20 protein-coding genes and 1 tRNA gene are annotated in these 21,846 nt (G+C 58.6%); 9 read left to right on the forward strand and 12 right to left on the reverse strand.

The features are described from left to right. The first annotated feature begins 65 nt into the window (after nt 1-65). Nucleotides 66-1,346: a phosphopyruvate hydratase gene (eno, locus tag JK202_RS03365; RefSeq protein WP_211558150.1), complete on the forward strand. Its 1,281-nt coding sequence runs from the start codon at nt 66-68 to the stop codon at nt 1,344-1,346. A gap of 142 nt (nt 1,347-1,488) precedes the next feature. Further along, entirely contained in the window at nt 1,489-1,818 is a 330-nt protein-coding gene (locus JK202_RS03370) for a septum formation initiator family protein (protein WP_099286734.1), read from the forward strand. An 85-nt stretch (nt 1,819-1,903) separates the two neighbouring features. On the opposite strand, the gene rpmG is transcribed toward JK202_RS03370, so the two are convergent. Continuing rightward, nucleotides 1,904-2,071, reverse strand: coding sequence for a 50S ribosomal protein L33 (rpmG, locus tag JK202_RS03375; RefSeq protein ID WP_011253780.1), 168 nt, complete (start codon nt 2,069-2,071; stop codon nt 1,904-1,906). 305 nt (nt 2,072-2,376) lie between these two features. Between rpmG and lexA the strand changes: the two genes are divergently transcribed. Continuing rightward, nucleotides 2,377-3,102 (forward strand): transcriptional repressor LexA, encoded by a 726-nt coding sequence (gene lexA, locus JK202_RS03380; RefSeq protein WP_211558708.1) that lies wholly within the window; start codon nt 2,377-2,379, stop codon nt 3,100-3,102. Nucleotides 3,103-3,148: 46 nt separating this feature from the next. Here lexA and JK202_RS03385 read toward each other — a convergent pair whose 3' ends face one another. The 4 genes from JK202_RS03385 to JK202_RS03400 all read right to left on the reverse strand — a co-directional run bounded on the left by JK202_RS03385 (nt 3,149) and on the right by JK202_RS03400 (nt 7,808). After that, nucleotides 3,149-3,754, reverse strand: coding sequence for a hypothetical protein (locus JK202_RS03385; protein WP_211558151.1), 606 nt, complete (start codon nt 3,752-3,754; stop codon nt 3,149-3,151). Nucleotides 3,755-3,856: 102 nt separating this feature from the next. Next, complete coding sequence (gene pgsA, locus JK202_RS03390) at nt 3,857-4,459, reverse strand: CDP-diacylglycerol--glycerol-3-phosphate 3-phosphatidyltransferase (protein WP_211558153.1); 603 nt, start codon at nt 4,457-4,459, stop codon at nt 3,857-3,859. Nucleotides 4,460-4,548: 89 nt separating this feature from the next. Beyond that, nucleotides 4,549-6,486 (reverse strand): excinuclease ABC subunit UvrC, encoded by a 1,938-nt coding sequence (gene uvrC / locus JK202_RS03395; protein WP_211558155.1) that lies wholly within the window; start codon nt 6,484-6,486, stop codon nt 4,549-4,551. A 314-nt stretch (nt 6,487-6,800) separates the two neighbouring features. Further along, nucleotides 6,801-7,808: a dipeptidase gene (locus JK202_RS03400; protein ID WP_211558157.1), complete on the reverse strand. Its 1,008-nt coding sequence runs from the start codon at nt 7,806-7,808 to the stop codon at nt 6,801-6,803. Between the two features lie 81 nt (nt 7,809-7,889). On the opposite strand from JK202_RS03400, the gene JK202_RS03405 reads away from it, so the two are divergent. Continuing rightward, entirely contained in the window at nt 7,890-8,687 is a 798-nt protein-coding gene (locus JK202_RS03405; protein WP_249199570.1) for an exodeoxyribonuclease III, read from the forward strand. 23 nt (nt 8,688-8,710) lie between these two features. On the opposite strand, the gene JK202_RS03410 is transcribed toward JK202_RS03405, so the two are convergent. Then, a complete protein-coding gene (locus tag JK202_RS03410; RefSeq protein WP_041112431.1) occupies nt 8,711-9,445 on the reverse strand; it encodes a response regulator transcription factor in 735 nt (244 codons plus the stop codon). Between the two features lie 163 nt (nt 9,446-9,608). Between JK202_RS03410 and JK202_RS03415 the strand changes: the two genes are divergently transcribed. Beyond that, nucleotides 9,609-10,121 (forward strand): L,D-transpeptidase, encoded by a 513-nt coding sequence (locus JK202_RS03415; RefSeq protein ID WP_211558161.1) that lies wholly within the window; start codon nt 9,609-9,611, stop codon nt 10,119-10,121. A 7-nt stretch (nt 10,122-10,128) separates the two neighbouring features. Here the strand turns inward: JK202_RS03415 and JK202_RS03420 are convergent, their stop codons facing one another. After that, complete coding sequence (locus JK202_RS03420; protein ID WP_211558162.1) at nt 10,129-11,931, reverse strand: sodium:proton antiporter; 1,803 nt, start codon at nt 11,929-11,931, stop codon at nt 10,129-10,131. 92 nt (nt 11,932-12,023) lie between these two features. Between JK202_RS03420 and JK202_RS03425 the strand changes: the two genes are divergently transcribed. Further along, nucleotides 12,024-12,548 (forward strand): GNAT family N-acetyltransferase, encoded by a 525-nt coding sequence (locus JK202_RS03425; RefSeq protein WP_211558164.1) that lies wholly within the window; start codon nt 12,024-12,026, stop codon nt 12,546-12,548. Here the strand turns inward: JK202_RS03425 and JK202_RS03430 are convergent. From JK202_RS03430 to JK202_RS03440, 3 genes are all read right to left on the reverse strand, one after another. Next, nucleotides 12,514-13,887, reverse strand: coding sequence for an RsmB/NOP family class I SAM-dependent RNA methyltransferase (locus JK202_RS03430; RefSeq protein ID WP_211558167.1), 1,374 nt, complete (start codon nt 13,885-13,887; stop codon nt 12,514-12,516). The genes JK202_RS03425 and JK202_RS03430 overlap by 35 nt on opposite strands. A 56-nt stretch (nt 13,888-13,943) precedes the next feature. Continuing rightward, the gene (gene guaB / locus JK202_RS03435; RefSeq protein ID WP_211558169.1) at nt 13,944-15,437 is read right to left on the reverse strand and encodes an IMP dehydrogenase; all 1,494 of its coding nucleotides are present in this window, start codon (nt 15,435-15,437) and stop codon (nt 13,944-13,946) included. A gap of 152 nt (nt 15,438-15,589) precedes the next feature. Further along, nucleotides 15,590-15,663: transfer RNA gene (locus JK202_RS03440), tRNA-Gln, on the reverse strand. A gap of 158 nt (nt 15,664-15,821) precedes the next feature. Here JK202_RS03440 and JK202_RS03445 point away from each other — a divergent pair. The 3 genes from JK202_RS03445 to JK202_RS03455 all read left to right on the forward strand — a co-directional run bounded on the left by JK202_RS03445 (nt 15,822) and on the right by JK202_RS03455 (nt 19,189). Next, nucleotides 15,822-16,943: a Ppx/GppA phosphatase family protein gene (locus tag JK202_RS03445; RefSeq protein WP_211558171.1), complete on the forward strand. Its 1,122-nt coding sequence runs from the start codon at nt 15,822-15,824 to the stop codon at nt 16,941-16,943. Next, nucleotides 16,940-17,746 carry an RlmE family RNA methyltransferase gene (locus JK202_RS03450; protein ID WP_211558172.1) on the forward strand — a complete coding sequence of 269 codons (807 nt, stop codon included), beginning with the start codon at nt 16,940-16,942 and terminating at the stop codon, nt 17,744-17,746. The genes JK202_RS03445 and JK202_RS03450 overlap by 4 nt, the downstream gene beginning before the upstream one ends. Before the next feature lie 81 nt (nt 17,747-17,827). Then, nucleotides 17,828-19,189: a sodium:solute symporter family transporter gene (locus tag JK202_RS03455; RefSeq protein ID WP_211558174.1), complete on the forward strand. Its 1,362-nt coding sequence runs from the start codon at nt 17,828-17,830 to the stop codon at nt 19,187-19,189. On the opposite strand, the gene JK202_RS03460 is transcribed toward JK202_RS03455, so the two are convergent. Then, complete coding sequence (locus JK202_RS03460) at nt 19,157-19,789, reverse strand: hypothetical protein (RefSeq protein WP_211558176.1); 633 nt, start codon at nt 19,787-19,789, stop codon at nt 19,157-19,159. The two genes, JK202_RS03455 and JK202_RS03460, sit on opposite strands and share 33 nt — an antisense overlap. After that, nucleotides 19,789-21,783: a squalene--hopene cyclase gene (gene shc, locus JK202_RS03465; protein WP_211558179.1), complete on the reverse strand. Its 1,995-nt coding sequence runs from the start codon at nt 21,781-21,783 to the stop codon at nt 19,789-19,791. The genes JK202_RS03460 and shc overlap by 1 nt, the downstream gene beginning before the upstream one ends. Nucleotides 21,784-21,846: the final 63 nt, after the last annotated feature.

The raw sequence follows: 21,846 nt of genomic DNA on the forward strand, positions 1-21,846 counted from the left end.
GAATAGCTGTTCCATTCCGAACGGTCACGAGCCACCCCGGTTCACGCATTCCAGGAGAGCTTCCATTGAGCGCCATCGTTGATATCACCTCCCGCGAAATCCTGGACAGCCGCGGCAATCCTACCGTCGAGGTCGAGGTCGAACTGTCCTCCGGCGCCCGCGGTCGCGCTGCTGTCCCGTCTGGCGCCTCCACAGGTGCGCATGAAGCCGTGGAGCTGCGCGATGGTGACAAGTCCCGCTACGGCGGCAAGGGCGTCCTGAAAGCCTGCAGCCACGTCGAGAACGACATCCTCGAAGTGCTTCAGGGTGCCGAATCGGAAGACCAGATCGCCATCGACAACGCGATGATCGATCTGGACGGAACGGCCAACAAGTCCCGCCTCGGTGCGAATGCCATCCTCGGTGTGTCCCTCGCCGTCGCGAAGGCCACGGCTGAAGAGCTGGAACTGCCGCTGTACCGCTATGTCGGTGGTGCCTATTCCCATCTCCTGCCCGTGCCGATGATGAACATCGTCAATGGCGGTGAGCATGCCGACAACCCGATCGACATCCAGGAATTCATGATCCAGCCGGTCGGCGCTCCGACCATTGCAGATGCCATCCGTATGGGATCTGAAATCTTCGCACGTTTGAAGAAGGGTCTGTCCGAAGCTGGTCACAACACCAATGTTGGCGATGAGGGTGGCTTCGCACCGAACCTGAAGTCTGCTGATGAAGCTCTTGGATTTATTGCTAAATCTGTTGAGGGTGCTGGTTATAAGCTGGGCGAGGACGTGACCTTCGCACTCGATTGCGCCGCTACCGAATTCTATGCGGATGGCCGTTACAACCTGAAGGGTGAAGGCAAGGAGTTCGATGCTTCGGGCATGATTTCCTACCTTGAGGATCTGGCCAACCGTTATCCGATCGTCTCCATCGAGGATGGTCTGGCTGAAGATGACTGGGAAGGCTGGGCAGAGCTTACGACCCGTCTGGGCAAGAAGCTCCAGCTCGTTGGTGACGACCTGTTCGTGACCAACCCCGATCGTCTGCGTCGTGGCATCATGGCTGGCACGGCAAACGCCCTGCTCGTGAAGGTCAACCAGATCGGTACGCTGACCGAGACGCTTGAGGCTGTCGAAACCGCTCACAAGGCCGGTTATGCCTGCGTCATGAGCCATCGTTCGGGTGAGACGGAAGATTCCGTTATTGCCGATCTCGCGGTCGCCACGAACTGCGGCCAGATCAAGACGGGCTCCCTCTCCCGCTCCGACCGCACGGCAAAGTACAATCAGCTCATCCGTATCGAGCAGCAGCTCGGCAGCGCAGCCCGCTACGCCGGCCGCAGCATTCTCAAGAACTCCTGAGAGTGCACGACGGCCTCATTTCTTTCGGGAATGAGGCCGTTTTTTCAGGTCCGGATGTACAAAATCCCCGTATCATTCATTGTCTGGTTATGATTGACTGATATAAACCTGAAGCAGTCTCTCAGAACGGAGTTTACACGACGTGACACTGATCCGACTTATCAAGCGTGGTGTCCGCGCCGTAGCTCCGCCAGCTTTCTTTCTGTCTCTCACGGCATATTTCGGCTGGAACGCCCTGCACGGCGCTCATGGTATCCATGCCTATCAGGAACAGACCCAGCTTCAGAAAGATGCTCTTCAGGCCCGTCAGGATGCGGATGACGAACAGAATGTCTGGCGTCGCCGTGTGGTCGCTCTGAAAGAAAAGGCGCTGGACGCAGACATGCTGGACGAACGCGCCCGGGCCACGATGAATCTGACGCGCAGCGGTGATCTGGTCGTCCCCTACGGCCCGCATGACAAGCTGTTCTGAGCTGGGGTTCAGAAAACCGTTTCTGTAGATACAAAAAAAGCGGCCCGAAAAGGCCGCTTTTTTCATAAAGACTATTAGAGCAGTCTTACTTGATCTTGGCTTCGCGGAACACGACGTGCTTGCGTGCAACCGGATCGTACTTGCGCACTTCCATCTTTCCCGTAGCGGAACGGGCGTTCTTCTTCGTCACGTAGAAGTAGCCGGTTTCGGCTGACGAAACGAGCCGGATCTGAATTACGTTGCTCTTTCCCATGATACCCTCGGGCTTTCGCCATACTGATGCCGCTCGAAGGTGTCGATGCAGCATGTTGATCTTTAGATTGGGCGCACCATGCTGATTTGTGGCCCACAGGTCAAGGCCCTTGCACACGATTTCGGGGTTTTCCTGCGCTTTCAAGGACTTTCACCCCCCGAAAATCTTATCAGACAACCGTGTAAGGGCTTCTCTTTCGCTTGTGAGGCAACAGACAGGAACCTATAAGGAACAAATGCGGGATGCTTCTCATTCTGCACCTTGTTTTTCGACATGCCTCCGCCGAGGCGCATGGGAGCGCCTGTATGCTGACCCGCAAACAGCACCAGCTTTTGCTATATATCGACGATCACCTTCGCCGGACGGGGTACTCCCCCTCATTCGATGAAATGAAGGATGCGCTCGAACTGCGCTCGAAATCAGGGATTCACCGCCTGATTTCGGCTCTGGAAGAGCGTGGCTTTCTGCGTCGTCATCATCATCGTGCCCGTGCGCTCGAAGTGCTGCGTCTGCCGCATATGGGAACTGAAGCGCCAGTGACCACGCTGGCGCCTTCAAGTGATGCAGCTTTTGTCCCGGCGGTACTCAGCCAGGGGCAGACGGAGCTTGAGGGAGCATTCTCTGAAGCCAGCGTCGCCAATGACCGTCAGACTGTCAGCATACCGCTTTATGGCCGTATCGCGGCTGGGCTTCCGATTGAAGCCATGCAGGATGACAGTGACAGGATCGAGGTTCCCATATCCCTTCTCGGGACCGGAGAACATTATGCGTTGACAGTGGCCGGTGATTCGATGATCGAAGCCGGCATTCTGGATGGCGACATCGCGATTATCCGACGACGCGAAACCGCGGAAAATGGCCAGATCATTGTTGCACTGATCGACGAACAGGAAGTGACGCTCAAAAAATTACGTCGCCGCGGATCGATGATTGCGCTCGAGGCGGCCAACCGGGAATACGAAACCCGGATTTTTCCAGCAGAGCGCGTTCACATTCAGGGACGTCTGGTGGCACTCTTCAGGCAGTACTGAGAAAGTGCGCATTGGCTAACGGTTTTGAAATCCGTTAGCCAAACCACTATTTTTGGGGTGCGGGCGTGCCGCGCACGACTTTTACACTTCCATCCTGTGCAATCAGCGTGCTTGTGCCGTCACCGTTGGGAATGACGATGGTTTTGCTCGGGCTCTTGTTCAGGAAGCGTGCAGCGCTATCAGGAACCGATGATGGGAGTGTCGGAATTACGTGGCTACGATCCCGGCTCACGCCCTGATGCATATCGGCATTTTCGCCGACCGACATGCTTTGACCCTGCATAAGCTGCTGACCAGAGGAGCCCAGGCCTCCCTTGCTTCCGATGCCGCCCATGAAAGTCTCATCGAGTGCAGCACCGCCGAAATATGTGGCGGGGTCACCCAGAGCATGACTGAACGAGCTGTCGGGATTTTCCACATCCTTGAGAGTCGGAAGCGGTTGTGGAGCGCCAGGCCAGATATTGCCGCTCTCAGGGAAAATGGGTGTCTCGGCGAACTTTTCACCACGGGCACGGTGAATATTCTCACTGTCACCATGCGGACCATTAGGGTTGTCGAGAGCCGTCCACACCATGGTGTCACGGATATACTTGCCCATGCCTGAACAGCCGCTCAGAGCGAGAGGTAGTGCCAGCAGAGCGGCCTTCCGCATTTCTTACTCCCACGAGGTCAATAGATGACCTTTAGCGTTCCTTGTAACGGAACGCCAGATGAAGACAGTCAAAGACGTCCATAATTCGTCAGTTGTGGCATGTCAGAAGCTGATCTTGGAGGATTTGCGGGACTGCCCTGCCATAATGCGGGTGAGCCCCGCAGTCAGGTAGCCCCAACCGCTGATGACCGTCGGAATAACGGAGAACCAGAGCAAAATGCCACCAATCAGGCTTGCTGGCAGAAAGGAAAGTCCCAGCATTCCTGCCGCGCTGTCACCACCAATCAGAAATCCGATGGCGACCATCTGGATGCCTGTCTTCCACTTCGCAAGGCGGGTTGAAGGCAGCGTCTCCCGCTGTGACGCCATATACTCCCGCAGACCACTCACCAGAATTTCCCGGATCATGATGATGATGCCGGCGTAAAGCGAATAAACGGGAAGCTGCGTCAGCCCTGCCAGAGCCAGCAGAAGAGAACCAACAAGCAGCTTGTCTGCAATCGGATCCATCATGCGCCCCAGCTCGGAGAGCTGTTGCCAGCGCCGTGCCAGCGCCCCATCCAGATAGTCCGTGATGCACGCCGCCGTGTAGACAACGCAGGCAATCACATTCGCCGTTGGCGAGTGCAGGGCTAGCAGCACGACCAATACCGGAATGGACGCGATACGCAGCAGTGTCAGAATGTTTGGCAGATCTGTCAGCATCGCATTCAGTCTAGAACAGTTTCTGTCTCTTCGGTATGCGCCAATGTGCCCGCGAAAGATGTATTTTTCGTGTAACCTTGGGTCACCTCCTAATGGCTGCGGTTATCGACTGAGGCCTTCTGAACCCATTCCGGATGAAAATGCCCGTAGATGGCGGTTGCCATGCTTGAGCTGATCCCCGGCGCAGTTTCCAGTTCTTCGAGGCTCGCCTGCCTCACGGACTTCGCCGAGCCAAAATGGTTGAGGAGAGCCTTCTTTCTTGCCGCCCCGATTCCCGGCACATGATCCAGTTCCGAGCTGCGTAATCCTTTGGACCGCCCTGCCCGGTGTGTGGTGATTGCGAATCTGTGGGCCTCATCGCGCAGCCGCTGAAGATAATAGAGAACCGGATCGCGTGGTGGCAGCTGGAACGGCGGCTTCGTCTCGGTAAAGAACCACTCGCGTCCGGCGTCCCGATCGGGACCCTTGGCGATTGCAACGATCGGAATTCCCGTCACACCCATGTCTTCGAGCACTTTCCGCACCGCATTGAACTGTCCAAGGCCACCGTCGATAAGGAGCAGATCCGGCCAGTCTTCCGGGCGCTCGCCATTTTCTGCCCGACGCCCAAACCGGCGCTCCATAACTTCCCGCATCATTCCGAAATCATCCCCCGGTGCTACCGGTCCTTTGATTCCGTATTTGCGATAAGCGCGCTTGTTGAACCCCTCCGGTCCGCCCACGACCATCACGCCATAGGGCGCCTGCCCCATGATGTGGGAGTTGTCATAGGTTTCGATCCGCTGGGGCGTTTCAGGTAACTCGAAAACTTCTGCCACACCTTCCAGCAGTTTTCGCTGCCCGGTATTCTCAGCCAGTTTCCGCTCCAGGGCTTCCCGCGCATTCAGCGCCGCATGGTCGACCACTTCCTTTTTCTCGCCCCGCTGAGGCCTCAGGATCTCGACCTTCTGTCCGCGGCGGATGCTCAGGGCTTCCTCGACGAGACCTAACTCTGGAAGCTCACAGTTCACGAGAATGGTCGGCGGAGGTGGTTTGTTGTCATAGAACTGGATCATGAATGCCGACAGCACATCTGCCGCAGTCTCCTCTTCCGCGTGTGCCGGATAGAATGCCCGGTTGCCGTTGTTGCGGCTGCCGCGGATGAAGAAGACCTGGATGCAGCTCTGGCCGGCTTCCTGCCAGATGGTCATGATATCGGCATCATTGATCGACGCAGGATTGACCGTGCTGGATCCCTGAATGCTTGCAAACCCCCGGATCCTGTCACGGATCGACGCAGCCCGCTCATAGTCCATGGCCTGAGAAGCCTGTTCCATCTCCGCAGCCAGTCGCTGTTGCAATTCCGTGCTGTGTCCGGAAAGGAACTGCCGCGCCTCGCTCACCAGTTCCGCATAATCGGGCTTGGAAATCCGGTCCACACACGGCGCTGAACAGCGCTTGATCTGGTACAACAGACAAGGTCGTGTCCTGCTGTTCAGAACCGCGTCCGAGCATGACCTCAGCAGGAAGCTGCGCTGTACCAGATTCAGTGTCTGGTTGACGGCCCAGGCATTCGCAAATGGTCCCCAATAGGTCGCACCCTTGACCGGCTTGCCGCGCTGTTTGGTGATCTGGGGAAATTCATGGCTTTCTGTCAGCATCAGCCACGGATAACTCTTGTCATCGCGCAACAGGATGTTGAAGCGCGGCTTCATCCGCTTGATGTAATTCGCTTCCAGAAGCAGGGCATCCGCTTCAGTCCGCGTAATGACGATCTCCATCGATACCGTCATCGACACCATACGTCGCAGCCGCTCCGGCAACTGGTTGATGCGGGTATAGGACGAGACGCGCTTCTTCAGGCTCAGCGCTTTGCCAACATAAAGAACCTCTCCCTTGGCACTCAGCATGCGATACACGCCTGGGCTGTAGGGGATGGTCTTCAGAGCGTCCCGGATCGCTTCCACACCCTGCTTTTTTTCCGCAGGAACAAGGGGTTCGCCATGATCGGTCGGAAGGTCGGAACTGTGAGGAGGAAAGTCGGTCATTCGGCTTCTTCAGTCATCCACTGAACCTGTGGAAAAGTCTGTGGGCTGCTACGTGACAGAATCATGAAAGCCCCGGTTTGCCAGACCTGCCATCAGATTGCCCAATTTTTAATCATGTTTTGCAAGTCATTGAAAACGCTAGCATCTTGCTTTCGTTCTCTTGTCTTCTGCTCTGCTCTTTAAGAGCGACGGGAACAAGAAAGGCCCTGAGAACACCTCAGTAGATCATGGTGGACGAACAAGCTCCTCTTTCGCGCACCGTGATCATGTTCTGTTCTCCAGTGAAGGCTAGGGGCATACCCCCAGCCCTATCCTCAGACCTTTAAGGCAGCCTTCTCAGCCGTCTCCAGAAGACGCAGCATGTTACCACCCCAGATGGCAGAAATCTCTCTGTCACTGAAGCCAGCAGCCTGAAGAGCGCGCGTTACGTTCGCGGTCTCGGTCGCATCTCTCCAGCCCGGAATGCCACCCCCACCGTCAAAGTCGGAAGAAATGCCTACATGCTCCACGCCGATCCGATCGGCAATGTAGGATACATGCCGAACCAGATCCTCGACTGTTCCACCGCCGCCCTTCTTCAGAAACGATCCCATCGCGGTAACCTGGACCAGACCTCCCGTCTCTTTCAGACGATCGAGCTGTTCATCATCCAGATTGCGCGGATGATCGCACAGGGTTCGGGCACAGGAATGACTGGCGAAAACAGGCGTGGTGGAAGCCTCGGTGGCCTGCATCATGGTTGACTTCGCCGTATGTGAAACATCCACCAGAACCCCGGAACGGTTCATCGCCGCAATCGCCTCACGCCCCAGGTCCGACAGACCTTCGTGAAGTGTCTGGGCATCTCCCAGATCCTTGCGTGGGATGGCCGCATCTGCGAGCGCATTATGCCCATTATGGGTCAGCGTCATGTAACGTACGCCATATCGACGAGCGAGTTCCGCGATACGCTCCGGCTGGCCGCCCAGACCGTGCCCATTTTCAATTGCCGGAATGACGGCCAGATCGCCTGCCTTATAAGCTGCCCGGACATCTGCAGCTGTCCGGCAGACGCGCGCGCCATGGTCGCCCTGCCGTCCCTCAAGCCCTGCAATAACGTCCAGCATGCCCTGAACCCGCTCCCAGGCGTCCGCATGGCCCGCATCATCACGAGGCCCCTGCGGAATATATGCTGCAAGACAGACGGCCCGCAGACCGCCCTTGTGAGTCTTGGGAATATTCACCTGACGGGGCGTTTCTTCTGCCCAGGCATCCTGCTGGTCAGGCCAGGGAATATCGATATGGGAATCAAGTGTGAGGAGCGTGTCGTGAAGATCAATCATGGTTTGTTCTAGATCGGACGGGAATGCGTTATGTGCAAGAGGGCGCTTGTCAAAACGTTTGATCCGGTCGATCCAGTTTCCATGCGTCTTATCACCTGGAACATCAATTCCCTTCGACTCAGGCTGCCTCTGCTGAAGCAGATCGTCGAACAGGAAAACCCGGACATCGTCTGTCTACAGGAAACGAAAGTCCCGGATCCCCTCTTCCCAGCTCAAGCTCTAGCCGAAATGGGGCTGCCCCATCAGGTTTATAGAGGCATGAAGAGCTATAACGGCGTGGCGATCCTGTCGCGCCATCCGCTGCAGAGCGTGGCGGGCACGCCTGACTGGTGCACCCGCTCCGATTGCCGGCATGTGGCTGCCAGCATTGCGACGCCAGCGGGGCCGATCCTCCTGCACGATTTCTATGTGCCGGCCGGCGGCGATATTCCTGATCCCGAGGAAAACGAAAAATTTGCCCATAAGCTGGCTTTCGTGGACGAAGCAACGGGCTGGTTCACCAGCACTCCGCCTGCCCGCAGCATTCTGGTTGGCGATCTCAATATCGCGCCACTGGAGCATGACGTCTGGAGTCACAAGCAGCTTCTGAAGATCGTCAGTCACACGCCACCCGAGATCGAACGTCTCAAGGCGTGGATGGCAACAGGTTTTCTGGATGCCATGCGCACGATCACCCCGGAGCCTGAAAAGCTCTATACGTGGTGGTCATACCGCAACAAGGACTGGAAGAAGTCCAACCGGGGACGGCGGCTGGATCATGTGTGGATGACGCCAGACCTGATGCCGGGCCTGCGCAATGTCCGGGTTCTGCAGGACGTGCGGGACTGGGTCAGCCCCTCAGATCACGTCCCGGTCGTGCTGGATTTCGATCCAGCCTGACCCGTTACCCTCCCTGTCAGCCTTCAGGCTGACAGGCTGTCGGAGCCGATGACACCACGGCCTTCCGGATCGAGACGGTACCCGCCCCCTTCCGTAATCAGCAGCGACGTACGCGCCGGATCGGGTTCGATCTTCTGACGCAGGCGGTAGATATGCGTTTCAAGCGTGTGGGTGGTAACGGCGGCGTTGTAGCCCCAGACCTCGTTCAGAAGAACCTGACGCGCCACCGGACGCTGACCTGCACGGTAAAGATACTTCAGGATCGCCGCTTCCTTCTCCGTCAGACGGATCCGGCGGTTACGGGCGGTCTCGACCAGCAGCTTGGCGGACGGACGGAAGGCATACGGCCCGATTTCAAAAACGGCATCTTCGCTGTTCTCGAAAATCCGAAGCTGGGCACGCAGACGCGCCAGAAGTTCGCCAATCCGGAAAGGCTTGGCGACGTAATCATTGGCGCCAGCATCCAGACCACGCACAACGTCGTGCTCGTCATCGGAGCCGGTCAGAATGATGATCGGCATGCGGACGCCTTCGCGTCGCAGCTCGGCGCAGAAATCGCGCCCGTCTCCGTCAGGGAGAGTGATATCGAGCAGCATGGCGTCATATCGGGCACCAGGCTTGGCGAGAAGTTCGCGCGCCGCGGCAACGGAGGTTGCCTCAACGGCTTCCAGTTCGCCGCCGTGCTGAAGCTGCTCCGCCAGAAGACGACGCAGCGTATCATCATCGTCAACAACCAGAATGGGGCGTGGACCTGCCATAATAACCTGTCTCGTTCTATCGCGACGGAAGAAAAGTTACATCCGCAGAGGTCAGCGTTCGTAACTCGCGCATCCGGACTTACCATATCCCACTAACGGGGAAGAAAGCAGCATGCTCTCGAGCCAGACTATGGCAAGTACAGCTTAAAAAGGAAACAGCATTATGACTAAAGCTATTTTGAAAACCGCTGGAGACCGCGCTTTTCTCCACTTCCAGGGCAAAATCGTTCCGGCTTTGACAGGTCGGCGCGGTCTGTCCCTTGACAAAGCGGAAGGAGATCTCTGCACCCCGGTCGGAGAGCTGCCGCTACGGCGTGTTCTTTATCGCGCAGACCGGACATCACGCCCGGTTTGCGGCGCTGCATTGCCCATCGAGCCTATCGGTCCGAATGACGGCTGGTGCGACGATCCGACCCACCCCGATTACAACAGCGCAGTCACTCTTCCACACCCTGCATCATGCGAAACTCTTTGGCGCGACGACCATGTCTACGATCTCTGCATTGTGATGGGATGGAACGATGACCCAGCCGAGTCGGGTCGCGGTTCGGCCATTTTCCTCCATCTGCCTCCAGCAAGCGGCTCTACGGAGGGCTGCATCGCAGTGGAGGAAAAGGAGCTTCGTGCTCTCCTGCAGGGCGGTCTTTCCCACATCACCGTGGAAAAACCGTCATAAGCCGACCTTATTCCGTCGATGGCGGGACCATGGACACCATATGATCGCCAGGCTGGGGCACGGATTTGTCATTGTCCTCGGCCGAACGGATCAGAATGCCGCCGTCCCGCCGCACCACGAGGATGTCGAGCCGATTTTCATCTGTCCCAAAGGACGGGGCACTCTCTTCCGTGGCTTCCACTGCCACGAAGCGCCACCCCTGTTCGAACAGCGTATCGAACAGCGTGTAGTTCCAGGCAGGTTCACCCAGGACCTTGCCGCGCGCGTCGCGTGACAGGCCGTGATAGAAATCCAGCCGCGCCACACCGGGGCTGATCTGATAGACGCGCTGCCGCCCCATGGTCGGCGCCAGATGCCCGCAGACCATTCCATTATAAATACCATCACCCGTCGTCGCGATCAGGTAATCCGCAGGCCGTTCTTCAAAGGATTCCTGCCCGTGCTGGGACAGGAGCTCTGCCCGCAGGACGGGAATATCCTGTCGCGTGGCGGGCATCAGCGCACTGGAGCGGTTGTCCACCAGCAGCACCGGAACCCCGGCCCTGCGCAGACAAGATGCAAAATTGATGGACCAGCCGCTGGCCCCCAGAATCGCAATTGCCGGATCATTGGACAGCGTGAGCTTCAACAGCCGTGCAATCGGCCCCAGCGAAAACCCGTGCAGGATCATCGTGACTGCAATCACGGCGAACACTGCGGGCATAATAAGATCGGCGGACTGATACCCCGCTTCCTTGAGGCTGATCCCCGCCTCACCGGCGACGGCCGCCGCAACGATACCGCGTGGTGCGATCCAGCCAACGAACAGCTTTTCCTTCCAGGGCATGCTCGTCCCCAGCGTGGACAGGAAAATGCCCAGAGGTCGGACGACAAACAGCACCACCACCGTTAGCGCGAAGATCGGAATGGAAAGCTGCGCCAGAACATCGCGGTGCAGATCGGCCGTCAGCATAATGAACAGCACTGACACCACCAGAACCACGAGCGACTCTTTCATGCGCCGCAGTTCCGTAACGCCGGGGATCTGAAGATTCGCCAGCGCCATGCCGAAAATCGTGACCGCCATCAGTCCCGCGCCACCCATTTCCAGGTTGCACAGGGAAAAGATCACCAGCGCCATCGAGATCAGCATCGGCGTCTTGAGGATTTCCGGCATCAGATCGCGCGTAAACAGGTAGCGGATCAGATAGGCCGGCAGGATCCCAGCAGACAGCGAAACCGCAATCGCTCCTAGCAGGTCCGGCAGCGTATGCGTGAAGAATACATCCGCATGAACGTCCACATGTAGCATCATAAGCTGAAGGACGACAGCCGCCAGAATCGCTCCTAGCGGATCGTTGACGATGGCTTCCCAGCGCAGGAATGCCGCCACGCGCGGCTGAAGCTTGGCACTCCGCAGCAGCGGCAGAACCACCGTCGGCCCCGTCACGACGACGATCGCCCCGAACAGCATGGACGTGCCCCATTCCAGATGCGCCACATAATGCGCGGCCAGGGAGCCCAGGACCCAGTTGATCGGAAGTGCCAGCATCGTCAGGCGCGCAACGCCTTCTCCAGCCTCACGCAACTGGCGGAAATCCAGCGCCATGCCGCCTTCGAACACCACAAGCGCCACAAGCAGCGACACCAATGGCCGGAACATCCATCCCATCGTCTCCGATGGATGAAGAATACCAAGCCCGGGTCCGAAGATCAGACCAAGCGAGAACAGAAGAACAATAGCCGGAAGCCGGAATCGCCAGGCGACCCACTGGGCCAGCATCCCCGCTCCGAAAGTCGAGGCGATGCCGATAAGAATGTCATATTGCATGGATGTTCGGCACGGGCTCCGCGTTATGGATACGAAGCGGTATCATATCCCGGATCAGCCGATGCACCTAAAATCTGGAATAATGTTCCGTCATGACGCCTAACCTGTCGCACTCCGACAAGGATATCCTGATCCGTCCCGCGCAGTCGCTGGATCGTGAAGGAATCTGGCGTCTCCTGTCACCCGTCCTGCGCAAGGCCGAGACCTATGCACTGCCCCGTCACTGGGGCCGACGGCAGGCGCTGGCCTACTGGATGGATGTGGAGCATCGCGTGTATGTTGCGCAGACCCGCGACCATGAAATCGTCGGGACGTTCTATCTTCAGGCCAACCAGAAAGGCGGTGGCGCGCATATCGCCAATGCCGGTTTTGTCGCGCGGCCCGGCTTTGGTGCGGGGCGTCTTATGGGTGAACACGCCCTGTCGGAAGCCACGAAGCTCGGCTTCCGCGCCATGCAGTTCAATTTCGTCGTCAGCACGAACCAGCGTGCCATAGCTCTCTGGAAATCCCTTGGTTTCCGGGTGATCGGAATGCTTCCCGGCGCATTCGATCACCCATCCGAAGGCTATGTGGACGCGCTGGTTATGTGGAAGGACCTTCTGCCCCCGGCGCCGTAGAGGCAGTTTCAGCCGTCTCTGGTGCGTCTTCCGTCTTCACATCCGTCACGACCCGTTCCAGCACGCAGGCGAAGAAGCCGTCCGTGCCGTCCCGCAGTGGTGTCAGAGAGAACTGCGTCTTGTTCCGCAGGTCTGCGGGCAGAAGTTCGGACATCTGCTCTTTCGGCAGGCGCACGAAGTCTGTGCGGCGCTTGAGGAAACCGTCGATCTGCTGCCCGTTCTCACAGGCCAGAAGTGAACAGGTCGCATAGATAATGCGTCCGCCCGGCTTCACCAAAGATGCTGCACGATCAAGGATCTGCGCCTGTTTGATGACAAGTTCCTGAATGTCTTCCGGCGTCAGACGCAGGCGTGCATCCGGGTTGCGTCGCCAGGTTCCGGTCCCCGAGCACGGTGCATCGACCAGTACCCGATCGAAACTGCCAGCACGACGTTTGGCCCATTTGTCTCCCGACACCAGAAGATGACGTTCGACGTTATGAACGCCTGCCCGACGCAGCCGCTTGACCGCCCCATCCAGACGCTTCTCATGCACGTCGCAGGCCACGATATGCCCGCGGTTTTCCATGGTCATCGCCAGTGCCAGCGTCTTGCCGCCCGCACCTGCGCAATAATCCAGAACCCGATGCTCGCCGCGCGCATCGGCAGCCGCCACCACAAGCTGGCTGCCCTCGTCCTGAATCTCGACCAGACCTTCCTTGAAAGCCTGTGTCGCCGTCACCGGCTGGCGTCCGTCAAGGCGCAGCCCCCAGGGTGAAAGCTTCGTCATTTCCGCCTGTAGCGATTCGCGACGAAGCTCCCGAACGGCCGTCTCGCGGCTTCCCTTGAGCAGATTGACACGAAGATCGAGCGTCGGCGTGCCCAGCATCGCCTCCATCTCGTCTGGCAGACGGCTGCCAAAGGTTTCGCGAAGGCCGCCTTCCAGCCAGTCCGGGTATTCAAGGCGCACGGCCAGAGGCTGCTTCTGGGTGGAAAGTTCTTTTCCTTCCAAACCCTTAAGCGCGATATCCTCACGTGATGTCAGAGGCTTCTGCGCATAACGCTCACCACTGAACAGCTTGCGCACATTCTCCATCGTCTCCCCACTGAGGAGAAGCGATGCTGAGCACACAAGGCGTGGGGAAATGTCGCCGGAAATATCCTTGAGATGCCATTGCAGCCGTCTCCAACCACGCAGGACGTCCCACACAATCGTGGAAATGGCGCGACGGTCACCGCCACCGATATAGCGGCGCTCGCGGAAAAAGGCGTTGGCTGTGGCGTCGGCTGGACGGCGGGGCGCATTCTGGATCGCACAGAGCAGATCGATGGCGCCTGAAAGACGGGCTGCGGGGGTCATAGCGCCCCCGTAGCCCGTTTGGCCTCTCAATGCGAGAGGCTTTGATGCAGGAACGGTCAGTCCCGGCGGTAGTTCGGGGCTTCGCGGGTAATCGTCACGTCATGAACATGGCTCTCACGCAGGCCGGCATTCGTGATGCGACGGAACATGGTACGGACCTGAAGATCGGCCACTGTGGCCGAACCCGTGTAGCCCATGCCAGCCTTCAGGCCGCCAACGAGCTGATGGATGACCGGAGCCATGCTGCCCTTGTAAGGAACCTGGCCTTCGATGCCTTCCGGAACCAGCTTGAGCGTATCGCGGACTTCCGCCTGGAAATAACGGTCTGCAGAGCCGCGGGCCATGGCGCCGAGCGATCCCATGCCGCGATAGGCCTTGTAGGAACGGCCCTGATACAGGAACGTCTCGCCCGGGCTTTCATCCGTACCCGCCAGCAGCGAGCCGACCATGACCACGTCCGCACCCGCGCCAATCGCCTTGACGATGTCGCCCGATGTCCGGACGCCACCGTCTGCGATGGCCGGGATATCCAGCTCATGACAGGCTGCGGCCGTTTCCATGACAGCGGAGAACTGCGGCACACCCACACCGGCCACAACGCGCGTCGTGCAGATTGATCCCGGTCCGATGCCGATCTTCACGCAGTCAGCGCCAGCTGTAATCAGGGCACGCGCAGCCTGGGGTGTTGCAACGTTGCCCGCGATGACCTGAAGATCACCATGGCGGCTCTTGAGCGTTTCCACCGCACTCAGAACGCCGTGCGAGTGACCATGAGCCGTATCCACGACAATGACGTCCACACCGGCTTCAGCGAGAGCCGCAGCGCGACGGAACCCGTCTTCACCGACACCTACGGCGGCGGCGCAGCGCAGACGACCCTGGGAGTCCTTGATGGCCAGCGGATGCGCGATGGCCTTGTCCATGTCCTTGACGGTGATCAGGCCAATGCAGCGCTGCGCCTCGTCAACGACCAGAAGCTTCTCGATGCGATGACGATGAAGAAGCGTACGTGCCTCGTCCGGCGCTGCGCCGTTGAGGACGGTCACGAGGTTTTCGTGCGTCATCAGGTCACGGACGCGCGTGTTCGGGTCTGTCGTGAAGCGCATGTCGCGGTTGGTCAGGATGCCGACCAGAACGCCGCTGCCGTCTTCAATGACAGGAAGGCCGGAGACGCCATGCCGGGCCATGATGGCCTGAACCTCGGCCAGTGTCTGGTTCGGGCCGACCGTGACGGGATTGACGACCATGCCTGATTCGAAGCGCTTGACGCGACGGACCTGCTCGGCCTGCTCCTCGATGGAGAGGTTCTTGTGAATGACACCCATACCGCCCTGCTGCGCCATCGCGATGGCCATGCCGTCTTCGGTCACGGTGTCCATGGCGGAAGACATCAGGGGGATGTTCAGCTCGATGGAACGCGTCAGGCGTGTGCGCGTGGAGGTCTGGGCCGGAAGAACCGACGATTCAGCCGGTTCGACAAGAACGTCATCGAAAGCCAGCGCTTCGCGGATGCGCTCATTCAGATTTGTTGTGTGGGAAGATGAAGTCATGAGCCGCGTGCCCCCGTTACGTCATGCGTCGTGAAAGACGCAATGTGTGTGAACCGGAGGCCAGAAGGCCGACCGGCCGTTGGCGGGTCCTCATAGAGCACTTTGCCCCCTGAGGGGAAGTCTCTTTTTTGCGGTATTTTCTGAGGATTTCTTGGCTGGGAGACCTGGATTCGAACCAGGGCTGACCGGGTCAGAGCCGGTAGTTCTACCGCTAAACTATCTCCCAAGCGGTGAGAGGGTGTTTATCAACCGCCCCCATACGGCGCAAGAGGGGTTCGGACATTTTTTTGGAAAAAACTGATATTTTTCTTGCGAGTAAGGTCGCCCGCACCCCATGCTGCTTTTCCAAGGTCCCAGATCACGGGCAAGCGGGAGCCGAAACACATGATGAGGTACGGAACGGATCACAACCTGTCAGGCCCGGTGCCTGTTCATGCGTCTGCACGACGTACGGGTCCGTTCTTTGGCGCCATTGATCTTGGCACCAATAACTGCCGTCTCATGATTGCGGCGGGTACGCCCAATGGTTTTCGTGTTGTGGACAGCTTCAATCGTTCGGTCCGTCTGGGCGAAGGCCTTCGGGCTAGTGGTCGTCTTGCTGAAGAGTCCATGAAGCGCGCCCTCGATGCACTCCGTATCTGTGCGGAACGTATGAAGCAGTGGCCCCTCGTTCATGTGCGTGCTGTTGCGACCGAAGCCTGCCGGCAGGCCGCCAATGGTCGAGAGTTTCTGGCCCGTGTGCAGCATGAAACCGGCCTGACCATCGACATCATCACGGCGCGTGAAGAAGCGGAACTGGCGCTGGAAAGCTGCTCCCCCCTCTTCCGTCAACCGGAACACAAACCTGTCCGTGCGGATCGCGGGGTCCTTTTTGATATTGGCGGCGGCTCTACTGAAGTCGCCTGGGTCCGGATCGACCCCGAGCGTCAGACCCAGACCCTGATCGGCACGACAAGCGTTCCCGTCGGCGTAATTACGCTTCAGGAAATGTTCGGTGAAGGCCATGGCCCTTCTTATGAGACGATGATCAGCCATGTTCAGGATTATCTGCAAGGCTTCGAGAACGTGCACCGCATCCGGCGGGAAGTCACGCATGGAAAGACGCGTCTGATCGGGACGTCCGGAACCGTGACGACGCTGGCCGGGGTGGCACTGTCACTGCCCCGCTATAACCGCGCGGCCATTGATGGACTGACTCTTCCCGGCCCCAGCATGGTTGATGCTATCGGAAGTCTGCGACGCCTGAACAATGACGAACTGGCGGATCATCCCTGCGTGGGAGCTGAGCGCATGAAATTCGTCCTGCCAGGCTGTGCAATCTTTGAGGCAATCCACCGTTTGTGGCCGGTTGAAGACGTAACGATTGCAGACCGGGGGTTGCGCGACGGGATGTTGCTGCGTATGGCCCGCGATCACGGTCAGCGTTCCGGCAAGGGACGCTATACGACCAGTCGCCATGCCACGCCCCGGTCACGGGGCCCATTCGGGACATATGCCACGATATGAAGCCGCCAAGATCCCGCTCCGGTTCCAGCAAGGACACGGGACCGAAGCGTATTCCGGGCAAGGCCCTGAAAAGCGCATCCAATCCCGGTGAGAACGACGCAACACGTGATTCCGCAACGTCGAAAACCGCCCGTAACAAGACGGTTTCGCTCAAAACAGCCCGCGGACGCACTACGGCACAGCAGCGCTGGCTCAACCGTCAGCTCAATGATCCCTATGTCGCAGCCGCGCGCAAGCAGGGCTGGCGGTCACGCGCGGCTTTCAAGCTGATCGAGATCGACGACCGCTTCAAGCTGATTGAAGAAGGCACCCGCATCATCGATCTGGGCGCCGCTCCCGGCGGCTGGACGCAGGTTGCGGTCAAGCGCGGCGCAAAGCATGTCGTGGGGCTCGATCTGCTTCCGGTTGACCCGGTTGCAGGGGCGGAGATCATCGAAGGAGACTTTACGGATCCCGACATGCCCGACCGTCTGAAAGATATGCTTGGCGGCCCTGCCGATCTGGTCATGTCCGACATGGCGCCCAACACGACGGGTCATGCGGCGACCGACCACATGCGCATCATGGGTCTTGCCGAAGGGGCGCTCGATTTTGCATTTCAGGTCCTGGCCGAAGGGGGCAGCTTCATCGCGAAGGTGTTTCAGGGCGGCTCGGAAAAGGAAATGCTGGCTGTGATGAAAACTGCATTTTCCAGCGTGAAGCATGTTAAACCTCCCGCTTCCCGCAAGGAGTCCAGCGAGTTGTATGTCATCGCCACCGGGTTCCGTCCCGAGCGTCTGGCTGACGCAAACGAACCTGCCTGAAATATTCGTTTAGAAAAGAGGGGGGCATCAGCGCCTCCCTTTTTCTTGCATAAAGACATTCCGATAAAGCAATAACAACACATGACTGTAAGCCTGCTTATTATTCTACTGTATCTTTGTCTGCTTCCCGTTATTTCCATCATGCTGGCCCGACAGCCCCACAAGGATCTTCCTCCTTGGGCAATCTGCCTTTCTCTGGTTGCGACGGAAACCTCTACCCTCACCATCGTCAGCGTCCCTGGTGTGGCTTACTTGAAGGGGTATGTTTTCGTTGGTCTGGCGGCTGGTTATCTCATTGGTCGCATGGCAGTCGCCATCTGGTTTCTGCCGTTGCACGAACGGGGTGCGACATCCATCTACCGCTATATCGGCCAGAGATTTGGTGCCCGACTTCAGAAGCTTCTCTCCGGCACATTCCTGGTCACACGCTTGGTGGCAGAGGGCGTTCGTCTCTATGCGGGGATGCTTCCGGTGTCGATGCTGTTTGCGAGCATGGGCTATGCGATATCGGACCTGTCCCTTCTGGTCTTAATCGTTCTGTTGACACTAGCTTATACGCTTGCAGGTGGATTGAGAGCCGTCGTCTGGTCAGACAGTCTGCAACTTGGTCTCTATCTTGGTGGAAGTATCGCCTGTCTGGGCGTGATATGGTCTCGCAGTGCAATGCCGCCCTTTCACGGGGCGCCTGTTTTCAGTCATGGTCTGCCGCCGTTTACGGACCCGTTTTCTATCGCAGGCGCTGTCATAGGTGGCGCAATCCTGTCTCTGGCGTCCCACGGTACAGACCAGTTGATGCTCCAGCGCTGTCTGGCCGCAAAGACGCTCAATGGTGCGCGGGCAGCGATGATTGGCAGCGTTTTCGTTGTAGGCGGCCTGTTTGCTCTGTTGTCGTGCATCGGGGTATCGCTGCGCGACCTTATGCCCGGTCAGGGCAGCCGGCCTGATGCCCTGTTTCCGCACTTTATTCTCACTTTGCCGCCAGTGCTGAGCGGGATCCTGATAGCCGGCATTCTTGCTGCGACCATGGGATCTCTTTCCAGCGCCATGAATGCGATGGCGGCCGCAACCAAGGCTGACTTCCTGCCGCGAGGCCCCTTTTCGCTGAGGACTCTCACGGCTGTCTGGGCCGTTCTTCTTGTCCTGACCGCATTGCTGTTTTCTCGGCCGAGTGGATCGGCTGTTGTCTTTGGACTTTCAATTGCGTCCTACAGCTACGGTGCAACGCTCGGAGTTTTCCTGTTCGCAATGATTGGCCATTCGCGAGATGAGCGTGCCGCAATTGCTGGTTTCATCTCCGCAGTTGGTGTGCTGGCGCTTGCGTCCTATGTCAGGATTCAAGGCCATACCATTGCATTTCCTTGGCTCGTCCCGATCGGGGTGATGGCGACCTTTGCTGGAGCGGGTACGTTCTCAGCGCTGAGGCGGGTTGGCCTGAAGGAATGAGCCCATTGCGCGCTGCGCTAGAGCTGCTTCTTTTCCAAGGCGCATCAGGCCGCCGATCTGTAGCGGATGCCGCAATAGAGAACCTATCAGCCCCGGGACATATACGGCTCCATCCCTCACACTTGTCTTGACCGCAGGGGGAAGGTCTCTGCCTGCATCGTCACAGACAACGCGGAGAACAGCAAAGGGAACACCAGCCGCCGCCACGACACCGCTCTCCATATCCACGGCAAGGCATTTCGTTTCCGAAAAATACCACGCTTTTTCCAGAGCCAGCTCAACCAGCACGTCGCTATGCAGAATGCCACCGCGTCGGGCATAGGCCGAACCAAACACCTGGCTTAGATCGGGATCACAGGGAATATCCCGCCCTTCATACCGCACATGGTCGGCGACGATGACGGTGCCTGGCGGCGCATCTGGTGAAAGGCTTCCTGCGCATCCGAAAGACAGGAGTTCCGTTGCGCCTGCCGCGAGCAGACGCTCCACCCCACCGCGCGCACCTTCCGGTGTCGCATTGCTCAGGGCCAGAGGGGCATTGGGCAAAAACCGCCGGATCAGACGGGCTTCCTGTTTCAGGCCTGCGAGAATACCCAGCATCAGAAACCGAACTCCACCTTGCCGCTGTTGCTCGCACCGAGATTGCGGTAGCGGGCCAGCGCAGTCAGCGGGAAGAACTGCTTGTAGCCATGATAGCGCAGGTAGAAGACCTTGGGGAAACCGACGGCATTATAGGCTTCCTCCTGCCACTCTCCCTTGTCGTCCTGCTGAGACACAAGATAGGCCACACCGCGCTTCACGGCCTCGCTCTCACGGCGCCCCACGGCCATAAGCGCCAGAACCGCCCAGGCTGTCTGAGACGGAAGGCTCTGGTTATACTCGCCAGCCGTCCCGCCTTCGTAGGTTGCACAGTCCTCACCCCAGCCGCCATCCGGGCGCTGGACGCTTTCGAGCCAGTTCACCGCGCGCAGAACCATCGGATCGTCATGCGGCACGCCAGCGATGTTCAGCGAACACAGGACTGACCATGTCCCGTAGATATAGTTTGTTCCCCAACGGCCAAACCAGCAGCCCTCGGCCTCCTGTTCGGAGCGCAGATAGTCAAGCGCCTTGAGGATGACCGGCCTGTCGTCCGGGTCTCCAAGCTGCGCAAGAAAAGAGATGCAGCGCGCCGAAACATCGGCCGTTGGTGGGTCCAGAAGGGCGCCATGGTCCGAGAACGGAATGTGGTTGAGCATTTCGAGATCGTTGTCGATATCGAACGCACCCCAACCGCCATTGGTGCTCTGCATGCCGATGATCCACTCCCGTGCGCGGGCAATGGCTTCCTGACTTCCTTCAGGATCGACACGATGGAGCAGCATGCCAACAACAGCAGTGTCATCGACGTCGGGGTAGTAATCGTTCTCGTACTGGAAGGCCCATCCACCAGGGCGCAGGTCCGGCGCGTTGATGGCCCAGTCGCCTTTGACGTCCAGGATCTGGCGATCCCGGAGCCATTCAGCGCTCTTTTTCAGAGAAGCGAGCGTTTCTTCATGTTTGGTGCCCGCGGGTCCCGATGCGGCTTCGATCATCGCAAGGCCAGACAGGCCTGTATCCCAGACGGGCGACACGCAGGGCTGGCAATAGATCTCGTCACCATGATCCACAAGAAGATCCTGAATCGCGTCCCATGCCGTCATTGCACGCGGGTCGCTGTCCGGCACGCCCTGCGCACGATACATCATCACGACATTTGCCATGGCCGGATAGATGGCACCAAGCCCTCCCCGGCTCAGACGCGGCTCGATAAAATCGCTGGCGGCTTTCAGGGCTTTCTTGTGGAGGCTACGCGGAATGAGCGGCAGAACAGGCCGCAGTGCGGAATCCAGGTGCTTGAAAAACCGTCCCCAGGCCGAGCGATATGGACCACGGATCCAGTCGGTGACCTCGGAAGGCGGCTTAACGAACAGTTCCTGAACATGGATGCCGCGCGGATTGATGGCCTTGGGCCGAAGCGCGTTCAGCACAAGCAGCGGTGCAATGACGGCCCGCGACCAGTAGGACATGTTCCAGACCGAGAAGAACGCCTTACGTGGCAGGAGCATGAGCTCGACCGGCATCACGGGCGTTGCGTCCCAAGGCACTTCCCCAAACAGGGCAAGCTGGATCCGCGTGAACACGTTTGTTCGCGCAGCACCGCCGTGATCTAGAATGGCCTCGCGTGCAATGCGCATATGTGGCGCGTCGATGTCGTCCCCGATCGCCTTGAGCGCGAAATAGGCCTTTACGGTCGCCGAGAGATCAAAACCGCCATCGTGATAAAGGGGCCATCCGCCGTGATCGCCCTGGATCCGGCGCAGATAGACACCGATCTTGGCCTGCTTTTCCGGATCGATCCGGTCGAGATAATGTTCGAGCAGCGCATATTCCGCAGGGATCGTCGCGTCTGCTTCGAGCTCGTACACCCAGTGTCCGTCTGACTTCTGCTTCCCGCCCAGCGCAGTTTGCGCGCCCTCAATGGCATGATTGATCTCATCGGGTTCGACGGATTGGCGGGACAAGGTCGCGCTCACGCGGTCCTCCTTTTCCAGAATATCAGAATAGATCAGCATTGTTCGGTTCCCCCGACACAGGCAGTCCTGAAACGCGGGAGCTGTGTTACAATCATGACTGCG

It is taken from the genome of Gluconobacter sp. Dm-62 (assembly GCF_018256155.1).
In the GTDB taxonomy this organism is placed as follows: Bacteria; Pseudomonadota; Alphaproteobacteria; order Acetobacterales; family Acetobacteraceae; genus Gluconobacter.

Excerpts from the sequence above, each read along its gene's own strand:
- guaB (WP_211558169.1), bottom strand. The coding sequence starts at position 15,437 with ATGACTTCATCTTCCCACACAACAAATCTGAATGAGCGCATCCGCGAA.
- JK202_RS03410 (WP_041112431.1), bottom strand. The coding sequence starts at position 9,445 with ATGGCAGGTCCACGCCCCATTCTGGTTGTTGACGATGATGATACGCTG.
- JK202_RS03415 (WP_211558161.1), top strand. The coding sequence starts at position 9,609 with ATGACTAAAGCTATTTTGAAAACCGCTGGAGACCGCGCTTTTCTCCAC.
- shc (WP_211558179.1), bottom strand. The coding sequence starts at position 21,783 with ATGCTGATCTATTCTGATATTCTGGAAAAGGAGGACCGCGTGAGCGCG.
- JK202_RS03430 (WP_211558167.1), bottom strand. The coding sequence starts at position 13,887 with ATGACCCCCGCAGCCCGTCTTTCAGGCGCCATCGATCTGCTCTGTGCG.
- JK202_RS03385 (WP_211558151.1), bottom strand. The coding sequence starts at position 3,754 with ATGCGGAAGGCCGCTCTGCTGGCACTACCTCTCGCTCTGAGCGGCTGT.
- JK202_RS03400 (WP_211558157.1), bottom strand. The coding sequence starts at position 7,808 with ATGATTGATCTTCACGACACGCTCCTCACACTTGATTCCCATATCGAT.
- JK202_RS03405 (WP_249199570.1), top strand. The coding sequence starts at position 7,890 with ATGCGTCTTATCACCTGGAACATCAATTCCCTTCGACTCAGGCTGCCT.
- JK202_RS03445 (WP_211558171.1), top strand. The coding sequence starts at position 15,822 with ATGATGAGGTACGGAACGGATCACAACCTGTCAGGCCCGGTGCCTGTT.
- lexA (WP_211558708.1), top strand. The coding sequence starts at position 2,377 with ATGCTGACCCGCAAACAGCACCAGCTTTTGCTATATATCGACGATCAC.
- JK202_RS03450 (WP_211558172.1), top strand. The coding sequence starts at position 16,940 with ATGAAGCCGCCAAGATCCCGCTCCGGTTCCAGCAAGGACACGGGACCG.
- JK202_RS03420 (WP_211558162.1), bottom strand. The coding sequence starts at position 11,931 with ATGCAATATGACATTCTTATCGGCATCGCCTCGACTTTCGGAGCGGGG.
- rpmG (WP_011253780.1), bottom strand. The coding sequence starts at position 2,071 with ATGGGAAAGAGCAACGTAATTCAGATCCGGCTCGTTTCGTCAGCCGAA.
- JK202_RS03460 (WP_211558176.1), bottom strand. The coding sequence starts at position 19,789 with ATGCTGGGTATTCTCGCAGGCCTGAAACAGGAAGCCCGTCTGATCCGG.
- JK202_RS03455 (WP_211558174.1), top strand. The coding sequence starts at position 17,828 with ATGACTGTAAGCCTGCTTATTATTCTACTGTATCTTTGTCTGCTTCCC.
- JK202_RS03425 (WP_211558164.1), top strand. The coding sequence starts at position 12,024 with ATGACGCCTAACCTGTCGCACTCCGACAAGGATATCCTGATCCGTCCC.
- pgsA (WP_211558153.1), bottom strand. The coding sequence starts at position 4,459 with ATGCTGACAGATCTGCCAAACATTCTGACACTGCTGCGTATCGCGTCC.
- uvrC (WP_211558155.1), bottom strand. The coding sequence starts at position 6,486 with ATGACCGACTTTCCTCCTCACAGTTCCGACCTTCCGACCGATCATGGC.